The sequence below is a fragment of the Neobacillus thermocopriae genome, from assembly GCF_010975035.1.
GTDB lineage: Bacteria > Bacillota > Bacilli > Bacillales > Cytobacillaceae > Neobacillus > Neobacillus thermocopriae.
This window is the reverse complement of record NZ_JAAIUV010000016.1, coordinates 22209-38860: the sequence shown is the minus strand read 5'-3', so window position 1 is coordinate 38860 and position 16652 is coordinate 22209. Positions and strand designations below refer to the sequence as shown.

Annotated in this window: 30 protein-coding genes; all 30 read left to right on the top strand. The window is 39.9% G+C overall.

Annotated elements, in window-relative coordinates:
• Nucleotides 1-4: 4 nt before the first annotated feature.
• The 30 genes from rplB to rplM all read left to right on the top strand — a co-directional run bounded on the left by rplB (nucleotide 5) and on the right by rplM (nucleotide 16638).
• On the top strand, nucleotides 5-835 hold the full coding sequence (rplB, locus tag G4Z05_RS11005; protein ID WP_163251951.1) for a 50S ribosomal protein L2: 831 nt from the start codon (nucleotides 5-7) through the stop codon (nucleotides 833-835).
• A gap of 60 nt (nucleotides 836-895) precedes the next feature.
• Nucleotides 896-1174, top strand: coding sequence for a 30S ribosomal protein S19 (gene rpsS, locus G4Z05_RS11000; RefSeq protein WP_038538462.1), 279 nt, complete (start codon nucleotides 896-898; stop codon nucleotides 1172-1174).
• A 17-nt stretch (nucleotides 1175-1191) separates the two neighbouring features.
• Complete coding sequence (gene rplV / locus G4Z05_RS10995; RefSeq protein ID WP_038538465.1) at nucleotides 1192-1533, top strand: 50S ribosomal protein L22; 342 nt, start codon at nucleotides 1192-1194, stop codon at nucleotides 1531-1533.
• Nucleotides 1534-1536: 3 nt separating this feature from the next.
• A complete protein-coding gene (gene rpsC, locus G4Z05_RS10990; RefSeq protein ID WP_038538468.1) occupies nucleotides 1537-2193 on the top strand; it encodes a 30S ribosomal protein S3 in 657 nt (218 codons plus the stop codon).
• Nucleotides 2194-2195: 2 nt separating this feature from the next.
• Nucleotides 2196-2630, top strand: a complete 435-nt coding sequence (gene rplP / locus G4Z05_RS10985; protein WP_163183171.1) for a 50S ribosomal protein L16 — start codon at nucleotides 2196-2198, stop codon at nucleotides 2628-2630.
• Entirely contained in the window at nucleotides 2620-2820 is a 201-nt protein-coding gene (gene rpmC, locus G4Z05_RS10980) for a 50S ribosomal protein L29 (RefSeq protein WP_038538474.1), read from the top strand. Before rplP ends, rpmC begins: the two co-directional genes overlap by 11 nt.
• A gap of 25 nt (nucleotides 2821-2845) precedes the next feature.
• The gene (gene rpsQ / locus G4Z05_RS10975; protein ID WP_038538477.1) at nucleotides 2846-3109 is read left to right on the top strand and encodes a 30S ribosomal protein S17; all 264 of its coding nucleotides are present in this window, start codon (nucleotides 2846-2848) and stop codon (nucleotides 3107-3109) included.
• Nucleotides 3110-3150: 41 nt separating this feature from the next.
• A complete protein-coding gene (gene rplN / locus G4Z05_RS10970) occupies nucleotides 3151-3519 on the top strand; it encodes a 50S ribosomal protein L14 (RefSeq protein ID WP_038538479.1) in 369 nt (122 codons plus the stop codon).
• Nucleotides 3520-3556: 37 nt separating this feature from the next.
• Nucleotides 3557-3865 carry a 50S ribosomal protein L24 gene (gene rplX / locus G4Z05_RS10965; RefSeq protein WP_038538482.1) on the top strand — a complete coding sequence of 103 codons (309 nt, stop codon included), beginning with the start codon at nucleotides 3557-3559 and terminating at the stop codon, nucleotides 3863-3865.
• Nucleotides 3866-3891: 26 nt separating this feature from the next.
• The gene (gene rplE / locus G4Z05_RS10960) at nucleotides 3892-4431 is read left to right on the top strand and encodes a 50S ribosomal protein L5 (protein ID WP_163251950.1); all 540 of its coding nucleotides are present in this window, start codon (nucleotides 3892-3894) and stop codon (nucleotides 4429-4431) included.
• Nucleotides 4432-4454: 23 nt separating this feature from the next.
• Nucleotides 4455-4640, top strand: coding sequence for a type Z 30S ribosomal protein S14 (locus tag G4Z05_RS10955; protein ID WP_038538488.1), 186 nt, complete (start codon nucleotides 4455-4457; stop codon nucleotides 4638-4640).
• Nucleotides 4641-4670: 30 nt separating this feature from the next.
• Nucleotides 4671-5069, top strand: a complete 399-nt coding sequence (gene rpsH / locus G4Z05_RS10950) for a 30S ribosomal protein S8 (RefSeq protein ID WP_038538490.1) — start codon at nucleotides 4671-4673, stop codon at nucleotides 5067-5069.
• Nucleotides 5070-5099: 30 nt separating this feature from the next.
• On the top strand, nucleotides 5100-5636 hold the full coding sequence (gene rplF / locus G4Z05_RS10945; protein ID WP_163251949.1) for a 50S ribosomal protein L6: 537 nt from the start codon (nucleotides 5100-5102) through the stop codon (nucleotides 5634-5636).
• Between the two features lie 32 nt (nucleotides 5637-5668).
• Complete coding sequence (gene rplR / locus G4Z05_RS10940) at nucleotides 5669-6031, top strand: 50S ribosomal protein L18 (protein WP_038538497.1); 363 nt, start codon at nucleotides 5669-5671, stop codon at nucleotides 6029-6031.
• Nucleotides 6032-6054: 23 nt separating this feature from the next.
• Nucleotides 6055-6555, top strand: a complete 501-nt coding sequence (gene rpsE / locus G4Z05_RS10935; protein WP_038538500.1) for a 30S ribosomal protein S5 — start codon at nucleotides 6055-6057, stop codon at nucleotides 6553-6555.
• A 13-nt stretch (nucleotides 6556-6568) separates the two neighbouring features.
• Nucleotides 6569-6751 (top strand): 50S ribosomal protein L30, encoded by a 183-nt coding sequence (rpmD, locus tag G4Z05_RS10930; RefSeq protein ID WP_038538503.1) that lies wholly within the window; start codon nucleotides 6569-6571, stop codon nucleotides 6749-6751.
• Nucleotides 6752-6782: 31 nt separating this feature from the next.
• Complete coding sequence (rplO, locus tag G4Z05_RS10925) at nucleotides 6783-7223, top strand: 50S ribosomal protein L15 (protein WP_038538505.1); 441 nt, start codon at nucleotides 6783-6785, stop codon at nucleotides 7221-7223.
• Nucleotides 7223-8518: a preprotein translocase subunit SecY gene (secY, locus tag G4Z05_RS10920; protein ID WP_163251948.1), complete on the top strand. Its 1296-nt coding sequence runs from the start codon at nucleotides 7223-7225 to the stop codon at nucleotides 8516-8518. The genes rplO and secY overlap by 1 nt, the downstream gene beginning before the upstream one ends.
• Nucleotides 8519-8585: 67 nt before the next feature.
• On the top strand, nucleotides 8586-9236 hold the full coding sequence (locus tag G4Z05_RS10915) for an adenylate kinase (protein WP_163251947.1): 651 nt from the start codon (nucleotides 8586-8588) through the stop codon (nucleotides 9234-9236).
• A 288-nt stretch (nucleotides 9237-9524) separates the two neighbouring features.
• On the top strand, nucleotides 9525-9743 hold the full coding sequence (gene infA / locus G4Z05_RS10910; protein ID WP_007085268.1) for a translation initiation factor IF-1: 219 nt from the start codon (nucleotides 9525-9527) through the stop codon (nucleotides 9741-9743).
• A 37-nt stretch (nucleotides 9744-9780) separates the two neighbouring features.
• On the top strand, nucleotides 9781-9894 hold the full coding sequence (gene rpmJ, locus G4Z05_RS10905; protein WP_000868344.1) for a 50S ribosomal protein L36: 114 nt from the start codon (nucleotides 9781-9783) through the stop codon (nucleotides 9892-9894).
• A 21-nt stretch (nucleotides 9895-9915) separates the two neighbouring features.
• Nucleotides 9916-10281: a 30S ribosomal protein S13 gene (rpsM, locus tag G4Z05_RS10900; protein WP_038538516.1), complete on the top strand. Its 366-nt coding sequence runs from the start codon at nucleotides 9916-9918 to the stop codon at nucleotides 10279-10281.
• Between the two features lie 21 nt (nucleotides 10282-10302).
• The gene (gene rpsK / locus G4Z05_RS10895) at nucleotides 10303-10692 is read left to right on the top strand and encodes a 30S ribosomal protein S11 (protein WP_038538519.1); all 390 of its coding nucleotides are present in this window, start codon (nucleotides 10303-10305) and stop codon (nucleotides 10690-10692) included.
• Nucleotides 10693-10863: 171 nt separating this feature from the next.
• Nucleotides 10864-11808 (top strand): DNA-directed RNA polymerase subunit alpha, encoded by a 945-nt coding sequence (locus tag G4Z05_RS10890; RefSeq protein ID WP_038538522.1) that lies wholly within the window; start codon nucleotides 10864-10866, stop codon nucleotides 11806-11808.
• Between the two features lie 72 nt (nucleotides 11809-11880).
• On the top strand, nucleotides 11881-12243 hold the full coding sequence (gene rplQ, locus G4Z05_RS10885) for a 50S ribosomal protein L17 (RefSeq protein ID WP_038538525.1): 363 nt from the start codon (nucleotides 11881-11883) through the stop codon (nucleotides 12241-12243).
• A 448-nt stretch (nucleotides 12244-12691) separates the two neighbouring features.
• Nucleotides 12692-13534: an energy-coupling factor ABC transporter ATP-binding protein gene (locus G4Z05_RS10880; protein ID WP_163251946.1), complete on the top strand. Its 843-nt coding sequence runs from the start codon at nucleotides 12692-12694 to the stop codon at nucleotides 13532-13534.
• Complete coding sequence (locus G4Z05_RS10875) at nucleotides 13510-14379, top strand: energy-coupling factor ABC transporter ATP-binding protein (protein ID WP_163251945.1); 870 nt, start codon at nucleotides 13510-13512, stop codon at nucleotides 14377-14379. The genes G4Z05_RS10880 and G4Z05_RS10875 overlap by 25 nt, the downstream gene beginning before the upstream one ends.
• Nucleotides 14376-15173 carry an energy-coupling factor transporter transmembrane component T family protein gene (locus tag G4Z05_RS10870; RefSeq protein WP_163251944.1) on the top strand — a complete coding sequence of 266 codons (798 nt, stop codon included), beginning with the start codon at nucleotides 14376-14378 and terminating at the stop codon, nucleotides 15171-15173. The genes G4Z05_RS10875 and G4Z05_RS10870 overlap by 4 nt, the downstream gene beginning before the upstream one ends.
• 12 nt (nucleotides 15174-15185) lie before the next feature.
• Nucleotides 15186-15929 carry a tRNA pseudouridine(38-40) synthase TruA gene (truA, locus tag G4Z05_RS10865; protein ID WP_163251943.1) on the top strand — a complete coding sequence of 248 codons (744 nt, stop codon included), beginning with the start codon at nucleotides 15186-15188 and terminating at the stop codon, nucleotides 15927-15929.
• A gap of 271 nt (nucleotides 15930-16200) precedes the next feature.
• Nucleotides 16201-16638, top strand: coding sequence for a 50S ribosomal protein L13 (gene rplM, locus G4Z05_RS10860; RefSeq protein WP_163251942.1), 438 nt, complete (start codon nucleotides 16201-16203; stop codon nucleotides 16636-16638).
• Nucleotides 16639-16652 lie beyond the last annotated feature (14 nt).

Here is a 16652-nt window from a genome sequence, read left to right as displayed (position 1 = left end):
TAATATGGCGATTAAAAAGTACAAACCTACCTCCAATGGTCGTCGCGGGATGACAGTTTCTGATTTCGCTGAAATCACAACTAGCACTCCTGAGAAATCTCTTTTAGCTCCGCTAAAGAAAAAAGGCGGCCGTAACAATCAAGGTAAGTTAACTGTTCGTCATCAAGGTGGCGGTCACAAGCGTCAATATCGTATCATCGATTTTAAACGTAACAAAGATGGCATTCCAGGACGCGTTGCCACAATCGAATACGATCCAAACCGTTCTGCAAATATTGCATTAATTAATTATGTTGATGGTGAAAAGCGTTACATCCTAGCTCCTAAAAACTTAGAAGTTGGTATGGAAATTATGTCAGGTCCTGATGCTGACATTAAAGTAGGTAACGCACTTCCACTGGCTAACATTCCTGTTGGTACAGTTGTTCACAACATTGAGTTAAAACCAGGAAAAGGTGGCCAATTAGTACGTTCTGCTGGTACATCTGCTCAAGTTCTTGGTAAAGAAGGAAAATACGTTTTAGTCCGTTTAACATCTGGAGAAGTTCGTATGATCCTTGCAGAGTGCCGTGCATCTATCGGTCAAGTAGGTAATGAACAACATGAACTAATCAACATTGGTAAAGCTGGACGCTCACGCTGGTTAGGTAAGCGCCCAACTGTTCGCGGTTCCGTTATGAACCCTAATGATCACCCACACGGTGGTGGTGAAGGACGTGCGCCAATCGGACGTAAATCACCTATGACACCTTGGGGTAAACCTACTCTTGGTTACAAAACTCGTAAGAAGAAAAACAAATCTGATAAGCTTATTATTCGTCGTCGTAAAAAATAACGGGATTGAACTACGGTTCAAGGTAAGAACCGTAGACCAATCACGAAGGGAGGTTCATTCATGGGTCGCAGCTTAAAAAAAGGACCATTCGTTGATGAGCATTTAATGTCAAAGATCGAAAAGCTAAATGAATCAGATAAAAAGCAAGTTATTAAAACTTGGTCACGCCGTTCTACGATCTTCCCACAATTCATTGGCCATACGATCGCTGTTTATGATGGCCGCAAACATGTGCCTGTTTACATTACGGAAGACATGGTAGGTCACAAACTTGGAGAATTTGCTCCAACTCGTACTTACAAAGGTCATGCCGCTGATGATAAGAAAACAAGACGTTAAGAGAGGAGGGCATCCTAATGCAAGCTAAAGCTGTCGCTAGAACAGTACGTATTGCTCCTCGTAAAGCACGTTTAGTCGTCGATTTAATTCGAGGAAAGCAAGTTGGTGAAGCGGTATCGATTTTAAAACTAACACCGAAAGCTGCTTCTCCAATCGTTGAAAAGGTATTAAAATCTGCTATGGCAAATGCTGAGCACAACTATGAAATGGACGTAAACAACCTTGTTGTAGCTCAAGCTTTTGTTGACGAAGGACCAACGTTAAAACGTTTCCGTCCACGTGCACAAGGCCGCGCTAGCCAAATTAACAAGCGCACAAGCCACATTACAATTGTTTTATCAGAGAAGAAGGAGGGATAAGCCGTGGGTCAAAAAGTAAATCCGGTCGGTTTGCGTATTGGAATCATCCGTGATTGGGAATCAAAATGGTACGCAGGCAAAGACTTTGCTGATCTTTTACACGAAGATATTAAAGTTCGTGAATACATCACGAAGCGTTTAAAAGATGCTTCTGTTTCTAAAGTAGAAATCGAACGTGCTGCAAACCGTGTAAACATTACTATCCATACAGCTAAACCTGGTATGGTTATTGGTAAAGGCGGTACAGAAGTTGAAGCACTTCGTAAAGCATTAAATCAATTAACTGGCAAACGAGTTCACATCAATATCCTTGAAATCAAAAAAGCCGATATTGATGCAAAACTAGTTGCAGAAAATATTGCTCGCCAATTAGAAAATCGTGTTTCTTTCCGCCGTGCACAAAAACAAGCTATTCAACGTGCTATGCGTGCAGGTGCAAAAGGAATCAAAACCATGGTATCTGGTCGTTTAGGTGGTGCGGATATCGCACGCTCAGAACACTATAGCGAAGGAACAGTTCCACTTCATACACTTCGCGCTGATATTGACTATGCTACAGCTGAAGCTGACACAACTTACGGAAAACTTGGTGTTAAAGTATGGATCTATCGTGGAGAGGTCCTTCCTACTAAGAAGAAAACTGAGGAAGGAGGCAAATAATCATGTTATTGCCAAAACGCGTAAAATTCCGTCGCCAGCATCGTGGTAAAATGCGTGGTAATGCAAAAGGCGGTACTGAAGTAACATTTGGTGAATTTGGTTTACAAGCAACTGAAGCTTCTTGGATTACTAACCGACAAATCGAAGCTGCACGTCGTGCGATGACTCGTTACATGAGACGTGGTGGTAAAGTTTGGATTAAAATTTTCCCACATAAGCCATACACTGCTAAGCCTCTAGAGGTTCGAATGGGTTCCGGTAAAGGTGCTCCAGAAGGCTGGGTAGCAGTTGTCAAACCTGGGAAAGTTATGTTTGAAATTGCTGGTGTATCTGAAGAAATTGCACGTGAAGCTCTTCGTCTTGCATCACACAAACTTCCAGTTAAGTGTAAGTTTGTAAAACGTGAAGAAATTGGTGGTGAATCAAATGAAAGCTAATGAAATTCGTGACCTTACCACTGCAGAAATTGAACAAAAAGTAAAATCTTTAAAAGAAGAGCTTTTCAACCTTCGCTTTCAATTGGCGACAGGACAACTTGAAAATACAGCTCGTATTCGTGAAGTACGTAAAGCGATTGCTCGCATGAAGACTGTGATTCGTGAGAGAGAGATCAGCTTTAACAAGTAGAAACTTGAGAGGAGGTTCACGATAAATGAGTGAACGTAACCAACGCAAGGTTTACACTGGACGCGTTGTTTCTGACAAAATGGATAAAACCATTACTGTTCTAGTAGAAACATACAAAAAGCATCCGCTATATGGTAAACGCGTAAAGTACTCTAAGAAGTACAAAGCTCATGATGAGCAAAACCAAGCAAAAGTTGGCGATATCGTACGTATTATGGAAACTCGTCCACTTTCAGCTACTAAGCGCTTCCGTTTGGTTGAAATTGTAGAAAAAGCAGTTATCATTTAATTGTTCGGATTTAGCAAGATTTCCGAAAGGAGGTTACACACATGATTCAACAAGAATCACGTTTGAAAGTTGCTGACAACTCTGGTGCTCGTGAAGTACTTACTATTAAAGTTCTTGGTGGTTCAGGCCGTAAGACTGCTAACATTGGCGATATCATCGTTTGTACTGTGAAACAAGCAACACCAGGGGGCGTTGTTAAAAAAGGTGATGTTGTTAAAGCAGTAGTTGTTCGTACAAAGAGTGGTGTTCGCCGTCCTGACGGTTCTTACATTCGTTTTGATGAGAACGCATGTGTTATTGTCAAAGAAGATAAGAGCCCACGTGGAACTCGTATCTTCGGACCAGTTGCACGCGAACTTCGCGATAACAACTTTATGAAAATCGTTTCACTTGCTCCAGAAGTTCTTTAATCAAAAATAACAATTGCCTTTAAGGAGGTGCTTACGGATGCATGTAAAAAAAGGCGATAAGGTCAGAGTAATCTCTGGTAAGGATAAAGGTAAAACAGGCGTAATCCTAGCTGCTTATCCTAAGGAAAGCCGTGTTGTTGTAGAAGGTGTGAACATTGTTAAAAAACATTCTAAGCCTTCTCAAGCTAATCCACAGGGCGGAATTATCAGCTTTGAAGCTCCAATTCATGTATCAAATGTAATGCCTATTGATCCTAAAACTGGTAACCCTACTCGCGTTTATCATAAAGTAATTGATGGTAAAAAAGTACGCGTAGCAAAATCCGGTGAAGTATTAGATAAATAGTTTAAATAAGAAGGGAGGTACAATACATGAACCGCCTAAGAGAAAAATATAACAAAGAAATCGTTCCTGCTCTTATGAGCAAGTTCAACTATAAATCAGTAATGCAAGTACCAAAGATTGAAAAAATCGTTGTTAACATGGGTGTTGGTGATGCTGTTCAAAACGCCAAAGCTCTTGACAACGCAGTTGAAGAACTAGCTACTATTACAGGTCAAAAACCACTTGTAACTCGTGCTAAGAAATCTATTGCAGGCTTCCGTCTTCGTGAAGGTATGCCAATCGGTGCAAAGGTTACTCTTCGCGGTGAGCGTATGTATCAATTCTTGGACAAATTAGTTTCTGTTTCTTTACCTCGTGTACGTGACTTCCGTGGTGTTTCTAAGAAAGCATTTGATGGTCGCGGTAACTACACTTTAGGTATTAAAGAACAGCTAATTTTCCCTGAAATTGATTATGATAAAGTAAGCAAAGTGCGCGGTATGGACATCGTTATTGTTACTACTGCAAAAACAGATGAAGAGTCTCGTGAACTTTTAACTCTACTTGGAATGCCATTCCAAAAGTAATCGCTAAATAAGGAGGCGAAAACGTGGCTAAAAAGTCAATGATTGCGAAACAAAGACGTAAGCCTAAATTTAAAGTTCAAGCGTATACTCGTTGCGAACGCTGTGGCCGTCCACACTCTGTATACCGTAAATTTAAGCTTTGCCGTATTTGTTTCCGTGAATTAGCGTATAAAGGACAAATTCCTGGTGTTAAAAAAGCAAGCTGGTAAAACTCATAGTTGTGGAAGGAGGTAAAAATAATGGTCATGACAGATCCAATTGCAGATATGCTTACTCGCATTCGCAATGCGAACATGGTACGTCACGAAAAATTAGAAGTGCCTGCTTCTAATATCAAAAAAGAAATTGCTGAAATTTTAAAGCGCGAAGGTTTCATTCGTGACGTTGAATATATCGAAGATAACAAACAAGGTATTATTCGTATTTTCTTAAAATACGGTCCAAATAATGAACGTGTTATTACTGGTCTTAAGCGTATTAGTAAGCCTGGACTACGCGTTTATGCTAAATCCAATGAGGTACCACGTGTACTTAACGGACTTGGAATCGCACTTGTTTCAACTTCACAAGGTGTAATCACTGATAAAGAAGCTCGTGCTAAGCAAATCGGCGGAGAAGTTCTCGCATACGTTTGGTAATCGATTTTTTGATGAATGGAGGTGCACTAAATGTCTCGCGTAGGAAAAAAACCAATCGAAATTCCTGCAGGTGTAACAGTTACATTAAATAACAACACTGTTACTGTAAAAGGACCAAAAGGCGAGCTTACTCGTACTTTTAATCCTGATATGAACATTAATATTGAAGAGAATGTTATTACGATCTCTCGTCCTTCTGATGTGAAAGAGCACCGCGCATTGCACGGTACAACTCGCGCGGTTATCGCAAACATGATCGAAGGTGTTTCTAAAGGCTTTGAAAAGAGTTTAGAGTTAATCGGGGTTGGATACCGTGCACAAAAGCAAGGTAACAAACTTGTATTAAACGTAGGTTACTCTCATCCAGTTGAGATTGAACCAGAAAAAGGCCTTGAAATTGAAGTTCCTTCAAATACAAAAGTTACTGTTAAGGGTGCTGACAAAGAACGTGTTGGTGCATTAGCAGCAAATATTCGTCAGGTTCGTCCTCCTGAGCCATACAAAGGCAAAGGAATCCGTTACGAAGGCGAATATGTACGCCGTAAAGAAGGTAAAACAGGTAAGTAATGCCGCATAGGTAAACGAAAGGAGTGACGGAAATGATTACGAAGCAAGATAAAAACGCTGTTCGCAAGAAAAGACATGCTCGTGTTCGTGCGAAACTAAGCGGTACCTCTGCTCGTCCACGTCTAAATGTGTTTCGTTCCAATAAGCATATTTATGCTCAATTAATCGATGACACTAAAGGAGTTACTTTAGCAAGTGCTTCTACATTAGATAAAGAACTTAACCTTGAGTCTTCAAGCAATATTGAAGCTGCGAAAAAGGTCGGAGAATTAGTCGCTAAACGTGCGGTAGAAAAAGGTATCACTTCTGTTGTGTTTGACCGTGGAGGATACTTGTACCATGGACGTATTCAAGCATTAGCTGATGCTGCCCGCGAAAACGGCTTACAATTTTAATAGACAAAGGAGGGACATAAAAAATGCGTCGCATTGATCCAAACAAACTTGAACTAGAAGAACGCGTAGTTACGGTAAACCGTGTTGCGAAGGTTGTTAAAGGTGGACGTCGTTTCCGTTTTTCTGCACTTGTTGTAGTCGGAGATAAAAACGGCCATGTCGGTTTCGGTACCGGTAAAGCACAAGAAGTGCCTGATGCAATCCGCAAAGCAATTGAGGATGCTAAGAAAAATTTAATTGAAGTACCAATCGTTGGAACTACAATTCCACATGAAGTTATTGGACGTTTTGGAGCAGGTGAAATCCTCATTAAACCTGCCTCTGAAGGTACAGGAGTAATTGCCGGCGGTCCAGTTCGTGCGGTACTTGAACTTGCTGGTGTTGGTGATATCCTATCAAAATCCCTTGGAACGAACACTCCAATTAACATGGTACGTGCAACTGTCGAAGGGTTAAAACAATTAAAACGTGCTGAAGACGTAGCGAAATTACGTGGTAAATCAGTAGAAGAACTGTTAGGATAAGGAGGGATATCAAATGGCGAATAAACTATTAGTTACCCTCAAAAAAAGCGTCATTGGTCGTCCTCAAGACCAACGCGAAACAGTTAAAGCACTAGGTTTACGGAAACTAAATCAAACAGTTGAGCATCAAGATAACGCTGCTATTCGCGGTATGATTAATAAAGTTGCTCACCTTGTTACAGTTAAAGAACAATAAAAGTTGTTTTCTTTCATAAGGAGGTGCCAATATGAAACTTCATGAGTTAAAACCTGCCGAAGGTTCTCGTAAAGAACGCAAGCGTTTAGGTCGCGGTATCGGATCTGGTCAAGGTAAAACTGCAGGTAAAGGTCATAAAGGTCAAAAAGCTCGTTCCGGCGGCGGTGTTCGCATCGGTTTCGAGGGTGGTCAAACACCTTTATTCCGTCGTTTACCAAAACGAGGTTTTACAAATATCAACCGCAAAGAATATGCAGTTGTAAATCTTGATGCGTTAAATCGCTTTGAAGAAGGTACAGAAGTTACTCCAGAACTTCTTATCGAAACAGGCGTTGTAAGTAACGAGAAAGCAGGAATCAAGATTCTTGCAAAAGGGAACATAGAGAAAAAACTTACTGTAAAGGCTCATAAATTCTCATCTGCTGCTAAGGAAGCGATCGAAGCTGCTGGTGGAACTACAGAGGTGATCTAATGTTCCAAACTATCTCCAATTTTATGCGCGTGGGTGAAATAAGACGTAAGATCATATTCACCCTTTTAATGTTAATCGTGTTTCGAATCGGTGCATTTATACCTGTACCAAATGTAAATGCTGAAATTCTTGCTCTACAAGATCAAATGAGCGCTTTCGGCATTTTAAATACATTTGGTGGAGGTGCACTGCAAAACTTCTCCATCTTTGCGATGGGAATTATGCCTTATATCACTGCTTCTATTATTATCCAACTTCTGCAAATGGACGTTGTTCCTAAATTTACAGAGTGGTCCAAACAAGGGGAAGCAGGTCGCCGTAAGCTTGCCCAATTTACACGATATTTTACGATTGTGCTTGGTTTTATCCAGGCTTTTGGTATGGCTTATGGTTTTAATAACTTAGTTGGCGGACAGCTAATTGAGAATCCTGGTATAGGCACGTATTTACTAATTGCGGTAGTATTAACAGCTGGTACTGCTTTTTTAATGTGGTTAGGTGAACAAATTACGGCAAAAGGTGTGGGCAATGGTATTTCCATTATTATCTTTGCTGGGATTGTTGCTGGCATTCCAACAGTGCTCAATCAGATTTTTGTTCAACAATTTGAAAATGCAGGGGATCAGCTGTTCATACGGATTGTTAAAGTGGTTCTAATTGCTCTTGCTGTTCTTTTAATTACTGTTGGAGTTATTTTTATTCAACAGGCTACTCGTAAAATTCCAATACAATACGCTAAACGCGTGGTAGCAGGTCGTACCCCTGTGGGTGGCCAATCCACTCATATGCCTTTAAAAGTTAACGCAGCTGGGGTTATTCCAGTAATCTTTGCGGTTTCATTTATTGTTACACCTAGAACGATTGCATCGTTCTTCCCAACAAATGATGTGACATTATGGATTAATAAGAATCTGGACTACTCTGCTCCTATTGGAATGATTTTATATGCTGCATTAATTATTGCGTTTACTTATTTTTATGCTTTTATTCAAGTGAATCCTGAACAAGCAGCGGAAAACTTACAAAAGCAAAGTGGATATATTCCTGGAATTCGTCCAGGTAAGAACACGCAAGAATATTTAACTCGCGTTTTATATCGTTTAACATTTGTGGGTGCGATCTTCTTGACAATCATCTCGATCCTCCCTGTGTTTTTCATAAACATAGCGAATCTTCCACAATCAGCCCAAATTGGAGGAACAAGTTTGCTCATCGTTGTTGGTGTTGCACTCGAGACGTATAAGCAGCTTGAAGCACAATTAGTTAAACGTCATTATAAAGGTTTTATTAAATAAAGAAGGTTTAACGGGACCCAAATACGGGCCCCTAAAAACCCATTCTTAAGCACGAGGGGGAATACGTGTGAATTTAGTATTAATGGGGCTTCCTGGTGCAGGTAAAGGAACCCAAGCTGAGAAAATTGTTGAACGATACGGCATCCCTCATATTTCTACTGGAGATATGTTCCGTGCAGCAATGAAAGAAGGAACTGAACTAGGATTAAAAGCTAAATCTTTTATGGACAAAGGTGAACTTGTTCCTGATGAAGTAACAATTGGCATTGTTCGTGAACGTTTAAGTAAAGATGACTGTCAAAATGGCTTTTTACTTGATGGTTTTCCTAGAACGGTCCCTCAAGCTGAAGCATTAGAAAGTCTTTTAGCAGATTTAAATAAAAAGATTGACTATGTAATCAATATTAATGTTGATAAAAGTATTCTAATGGAACGTTTGACAGGACGCCGCATTTGTAAAGAGTGTGGTTCTACGTATCATCTTGTTTTCAACCCTCCTGCCAAAGAGGGCGTTTGTGATCGCTGTGGGGGAGAGCTATACCAAAGAGCAGATGATAACGCAGAAACTGTTCAAAATAGATTAGATGTTAACATCAAGCAGCAGGAACCATTATTAACGTTTTACGAAACTAAAGGTTATTTACGAACAATTGATGGTCAGCAAGATATTAACAAAGTATTTGCTGATATCGAGAATTTATTGCAAGGACTTCGTTAATTATTAGTCCTATTATCATGGCATGCGACTCTCGTTATCTCTCCTAAAACTATGGATGTATGTGAAAGCATTAGGCTTTTCTCTTGTACTAGTTGTATACAGGGCCGAGAGTTGGGCAAGAATGACATGAAGAAATGAAATTCTTCATTAGACAAAAATTACTTGCGGACAAAATACGTACTACATGTTATACTTTAAAGGTTGCCAACAACGTACGATCGAGAAGACACGCTTTGCATTACTAGTCATTAATGACGATATTTCGAAAAGAGAAGGGAGACGAGACCCATGGCCAAGGATGATGTTATTGAAATTGAAGGTAAAGTTATTGAAACTTTGCCAAACGCAATGTTTAAGGTAGAATTAGAAAATGGTCATACTGTGCTTGCTCATGTTTCCGGGAAGATTCGTATGCACTTTATTCGGATTTTGCCAGGAGATAAAGTAACTGTTGAGCTTTCTCCATATGACTTAACTCGCGGAAGAATCACTTACCGCTTTAAATAATCTGATTGCACTCCGTACTACTAAGGAGGTTAGGATAATGAAAGTAAGACCATCAGTTAAACCGATCTGCGAAAAATGTAAAGTAATCCGTAGACGCGGAAAAGTTATGGTTATCTGTGAAAACCCTAAACATAAACAAAAACAAGGTTAATTCTAAGGGAGGTGTGCATTAATGGCACGTATTGCTGGTGTTGATATTCCACGTGAAAAGCGTGTAGTTATCTCTTTAACTTACATTTATGGTATTGGCAAAAAAACTGCACAAAAAGTTCTTGCAGAAGCTGGTGTTTCTGAAGATACTCGTGTACGTGATTTAACAGAGGACGAATTAAACAAAATCCGTGATATCGTTGACAAGCTAAAAGTTGAAGGTGACCTTCGCCGTGAAGTTTCTCTTAACATTAAGCGTTTAATGGAAATTGGTTGCTACCGCGGATTGCGTCATCGTCGTGGTTTACCTGTTCGTGGACAAAATACGAAAAACAATGCTCGTACACGCAAAGGTCCTCGTAAGACTGTTGCGAACAAGAAGAAGTAATCGGCAAAGGAGGTTATTTAAATGGCTCGTAAAACAAATACACGTAAACGTCGTGTTAAAAAGAATATTGAATCTGGTATCGCACATATCCGTTCAACATTTAACAACACAATTGTAACAATTACTGATGTCCATGGTAATGCAATTTCTTGGTCAAGTGCAGGTGCGCTTGGATTCAAAGGTTCTCGTAAATCTACTCCATTTGCAGCGCAAATGGCAGCTGAAACTGCAGCAAAATCATCTATGGAACATGGTATGAAAACATTAGAAGTTACTGTTAAAGGCCCTGGTGCAGGTCGTGAGGCAGCCATTCGTGCGCTTCAAGCTGCTGGGTTAGAAGTAACAGCAATTAAAGATGTTACTCCAGTTCCACATAACGGATGCCGTCCACCAAAACGTCGTCGTGTTTAATTTTTCTGTATAGAAATTGTATTATTTGTCTATAATGGGATATGTTATGAATTTCCCTAATACAGAAAATGCATTCCAGTTGTTGTGCACAAAACGGGAAAGTATACATGGGGGAATTTCGATTAGCGGTGAACTAATCGAGGTTTCGACGTTTTGAAGGAGGGTTATGAATTGATCGAAATAGAAAAACCAAAAATTGAAACGGTTGAGATCAGCGATGATGCCAAGTACGGTAAATTTGTCGTAGAGCCACTTGAGCGTGGATATGGTACCACTTTGGGTAACTCCTTACGTCGTATCCTATTATCTTCACTCCCAGGTGCCGCTGTTACATCGATTCAGGTCGATGGGGTACTTCATGAGTTCTCAACAATTGAAGGCGTCGTAGAGGATGTAACATCCATCATTTTAAACATTAAAAAATTAGCTTTAAAAATCTACTCTGATGAAGAGAAAACACTTGAAATTGATGTACAAGGCGAAGGCCCGGTTACAGCAGCCAATATTACGCATGACAGTGATGTGGAAATCTTAAATCCAGATCTCCATATTGCAACGCTAGCGTCTAATGGACACCTACGCATGCGCTTAACGGCAAAACGAGGCCGCGGCTATACTCCTGCAGATCAAAACAAGAGGGAAGACCAACCGATTGGTGTCATTCCGATTGATTCTATTTACACTCCGGTTTCTCGTGTATCTTATCAAGTAGAAAATACTCGCGTAGGTCAATCGACAAATTATGATAAGCTAACGCTTGATGTTTGGACAGATGGAAGCACTGGGCCAAAAGAAGCGATTGCTCTTGGTTCAAAGATTTTGACCGAGCATTTGAACATTTTCGTTGGTTTAACCGATGAGGCTCAAAATGCTGAAATCATGATAGAAAAAGAAGAAGATCAGAAAGAAAAAGTTCTTGAAATGACGATTGAAGAACTTGATCTATCTGTTCGTTCATATAACTGTTTAAAACGTGCCGGAATTAATACAGTTCAGGAATTAGCAAATAAAACTGAAGAAGATATGATGAAGGTACGTAATTTAGGTCGTAAATCACTTGAAGAAGTGAAAGCAAAACTAGAAGAGCTTGGATTGGGCTTACGTAAGGACGACTAATAATTATATTATTTGTTCTTTTATTAAGCTTATTCAATCCGATTAATGACTTCAAAAAGGAGGGAACCCTTCATGGCATACAGAAAGTTAGGACGTACAAGTGCACAGCGTAAAGCTATGCTTCGTGATTTAACAACAGATTTAATCATCAACGAACGCATCGAAACAACAGAAAGTCGTGCGAAAGAACTTCGCTCTACTGTTGAGAAGATGATTACTCTTGGAAAACGTGGTGACTTACATGCACGCCGTCAAGCTGCAGCTTTTATTCGTAACGAAGTAGCTAATGCTGAAACTGGCCAAGATGCACTTCAAAAGCTATTCAGCGATATTGCTCCACGTTATCAAGAACGTCAAGGTGGTTATACTCGCATCATGAAGCTTGGACCACGCCGTGGCGATGGCGCTCCAATGGTTATCATTGAATTAGTTTAATATATTCTTTAGACAACAAGGGTACTGGACAGTTTAGTAACAAACTTGTTCTCTGCCCTTTTTGTTTAAGGTTAAGGATAACACTTTATGGTGTTTGTAGGGACAACCGACTAACGTTAAAACTTAAATTTATTTAAGGTGAATGTTGTGGTGTTTTGCTTCGAACATACACCTTTTACACGAACCAAGCCAAAAAGAGCGTTATGATGAGCGTATGCTCCAATATTTATATTGGACCGTTTAAATTGTGATAGTGTATACCGGAAAGAAAGTAATGTATTGTTTTTTCTTTGCTGCGTCTCGTCTAGCTCATGCACCTCTTCCCATTCCTGTGAAGGAATTGTTAATGATAGGCAGTTAATATCGGTCTTGCCTGCGGGATGAGGTGCAGGCTTTTTTTGTATATAGAGATATTGAGCTGAGCAGAGAGAGCTGAGGGGGGACGGCAATGACAAAGAAACCAATCATATCATTAAATGATGTTTGTTTTCAATATGACGGACAAGACAACTATGCCCTGCATTCTGTTACTTTTGATATTTACGAAGGAGAATGGCTTGCCATCGTAGGACATAATGGTTCTGGCAAGTCAACAATGGCCAAATTATTAAATGGTTTGCAGTTTCCTAATCAAGGGAAGATTACCGTTTGCGGTTTACCATTAACGGAAGAAAATGTATGGGATATACGTAAACAATTGGGTATGGTTTTTCAAAACCCTGATAATCAGTTTGTTGGGACAACTGTAGAGGATGATGTGGCTTTTGGTTTAGAAAATATGGGAATCCCGAGAGAAGAAATGGTTTTGCGTGTTCAAGATTCATTAAAAAAAGTTAAAATGGAACAATTTCTATATCAAGAGCCCCACCATCTATCGGGAGGACAAAAGCAACGAGTTGCCATTGCCGGAGTTTTAGCCTTGAGTCCGTCCATTATCATTTTAGATGAAGCTACCTCGATGCTCGACCCTAGGGGACGAGAAGAGGTGTTAGAAGTAGTTAGAGATTTAAAGAATGAAAATCGATTAACTGTAATCTCTATTACACATGATTTAGAAGAGGCGGCAAAAGCGGATCGAATCATTGTCATGAATAAGGGAGAGGTTTATCGTGAAGGCACCCCTGAGGAAATTTTTTCGATGGATGAGGAATTAATTAAGCTAGGGCTAGATATTCCATTCTCCGTAAAAATAGGGAAAGCATTTCGTCAAAAGGGAATCGATTTACCGAAACATTATTTAACGGAAGAAGAGTTGGTGACAGAGCTATGGACATCTCACTCTCACAAGTAGAATACCGTTATCAGGCCAATACGCCGTTTGAAAGAATAGCTATTCAGGACGTATCCATCGATATTCCAACAGGGACTTATTTGGCTTTAATTGGCCATACTGGATCCGGTAAATCGACTGTATTACAACATTTGAATGCACTGTTAGTACCAACAGAAGGAACGGTTAAAATCGGTGAACATGAAATTAAATCCCATCAGAAAAATAAAAACTTAAGAGAGGTCCGCCAAAAAGTAGGGATTGTCTTTCAGTTTCCTGAACATCAATTGTTTGAAGAAACCGTAGAAAAGGATATTATTTTCGGACCAATGAATTTTGGGGTATCGGAAAAAGAGGCCAAAGCCCGGGCACGAGAGGCTTTAAAGCAAGTAGGACTTGGAGAAGAAATATTAGAAAAATCTCCGTTTGATTTATCAGGTGGACAAATGCGACGCGTGGCCATTGCTGGAGTTTTGGCGATGAATCCCGATGTTCTTGTTTTGGATGAGCCAACTGCTGGGCTTGATCCACGTGGTAGGAACGAGATCATGGAAATGTTTTATACCCTTCATAAAAAAAGAAATCTTTCTACGATTCTTGTCACTCATAGTATGGAAGATGCGGCGAAATACGCAGATCAAATTGTTATCATGCAGCGTGGCCGTGTCATGAAAAAGGGGACCCCTACTGAGATTTTTTCTTCTCCATCTGAATTAGTAAAAATGGGTCTGGACGTTCCGGAAGTTGTTCGGTTTCAAATGAAACTAGAGCAAAAATTATCGGTTAAGTTGGATAAAGTTTATTTATCCATTGAAGAGTTGTCATCTGCCGTGGCAGAACTATTAGGCAGAGGTGTTCGCACATGATGGAGAAAATGATATTTGGCCGTTATGTACCCATTCCATCTGTTATTCATAAGATGGATCCCCGTTCCAAGTTAATCATAATTTTTCTGTTTGTTGCTATTATTTTTCTTGCAAACAATTGGATTACCTATGCATTAATTGCTCTTTATACATTTTTTATGCTGGGGTTATCTAAGGTTCCATTTCGGTTTCTATATGGTGGTTTAAAGCCGGTAATATGGCTTGTTTTATTTACTTTTTTATTACAATTGTTTTTTACTAAGGGTGGTAATCTAGTTTTCGATTGGGGACCGATCGAAATTTATGAGGAAGGGATTAGGATGGGATTATTTATTTCTCTCCGGTTCTTCTTTCTAATTTTGATAACGTCTCTTTTGACTTTGACAACAACACCCATTGAAATTACCGATGGCCTTGAAACATTATTAACCCCTTTGAAGAAGCTGCGCTTTCCTGTTCATGAAATGGCGTTAATGATGTCGATTTCATTAAGGTTTATTCCTACACTTATGCAGGAAACAGATAAAATTATGAAGGCACAGATTGCTAGGGGAGTAGAGTTTGCCAGCGGCCCGATTAAGGAACGCATCAAGGCGGTTATTCCACTGCTCATACCATTGTTTGTCAGTTCTTTTAAACGGGCGGAGGAGCTGGCGATAGCAATGGAAGCACGAGGTTATCGCGGCGGTGAGGGACGAACGAAATACCGCCAATTAAGCTGGAGAATGATAGATACCTTGCAGGTTGGGTTATTAGTCATATTAACAATTTTATTAATAATATTCCGTTCGTAATGGAGAGAAATAATGCAAAGATACAAAGGAATCATAGCCTATGATGGTTCAGGATTTTCCGGTTATCAAGTTCAGCCTAATAAGCGAACTGTTCAGTTAGAATTGGAAACCGCTTTGGCAAAATTGCATAAAGGTACCCAAGTGAAGGTGACTGCTTCCGGTAGGACCGATGCAGGGGTCCATGCTAAGGGACAGGTCATTCATTTTGATTCTCCTCTAGCAATCCCTGAGGATCGTTGGGTTATTGCCTTGAATTCTTTACTCCCCGAGGATGTCTCCGTGATTTCGGTGGAGAAAGTAGATCATTCGTTTCATGCCCGATTTAGTGCGGTAGGAAAAGAATATCGTTATTTGCTTTATTTGTCAGACAGGCGCGACCCGTTTCAACGGAATTTTGCGGTTCAGTATCCCTACTCATTGAATTTGCAAGCAATGAAGGAAGCAAGTCAATTCTTTCTTGGCACGCATGATTTTACAAGTTTTTGTGCGTCAAACACAGACGTCGAGGACAAGGTTCGAACCATTCAAACCATTTCCATTGAATGGTTGGAAGATAGAAATATGTTAATACTGCGTTTTGTTGGGAATGGTTTTCTTTATAATATGGTTCGCATTCTAGTAGGGACGTTATTAGAAGTAGGTACTGGTCGTTTGGAGCCTGCTGATATTCCAAAAATTTTGGAGGCGAAAGACCGACGATTGGCTGGCAAAACCGCACCGGCTCATGGATTATATCTTTGGAAAGTGTATTATTAAAAGCACTCATCAACTGATTTCATAAAACAACCTATCCTGGTGTAACATTTTCTTGACAATTAGATACCAATTATTTATTATATTATATGTGTGTGTTTTTAATCCCACGATAAGCCCCGGAAAGTCTTCATCGTGATTGAAAATATATGATTAACAAAATTAATTGCACGCTCGGCTTTAATGTTCATTCCCGGAACAGAATCGGACACTAATATGCTCGTGACCGTGCGCAAATAAATATTTTTTATGGATTTAATTAGGAGGGAAACTCATGCGTACAACGTTTATGGCAAATGCCAACAATATCGAGCGCAAATGGTACGTAGTTGATGCTGAGGGGAAGACTCTTGGACGTCTTGCTTCTGAAGTAGCATCAATTTTACGCGGTAAACACAAACCAACTTATACACCACATGTTGATACTGGTGATCATGTCATTATTCTTAATGCATCTAAAATTCAATTAACTGGTAACAAGTTAAATGACAAAATCTACTATCGTCACAGCTTACATCCAGGCGGTTTAAAACAAAGAACTGCTCTTGAAATGCGTACAAACTATCCAGAGAAAATGCTTGAGCTTGCTGTTAAAGGCATGCTTCCAAAGAATTCTCTAGGACGTAAAATGTTCAAAAAATTACATGTTTATGCTGGCGCAGAGCATCCGCACCAAGCACAAAAACCTGAAGTTTACGAACTTCGCGGTTAATGAAGAGGGAGGAA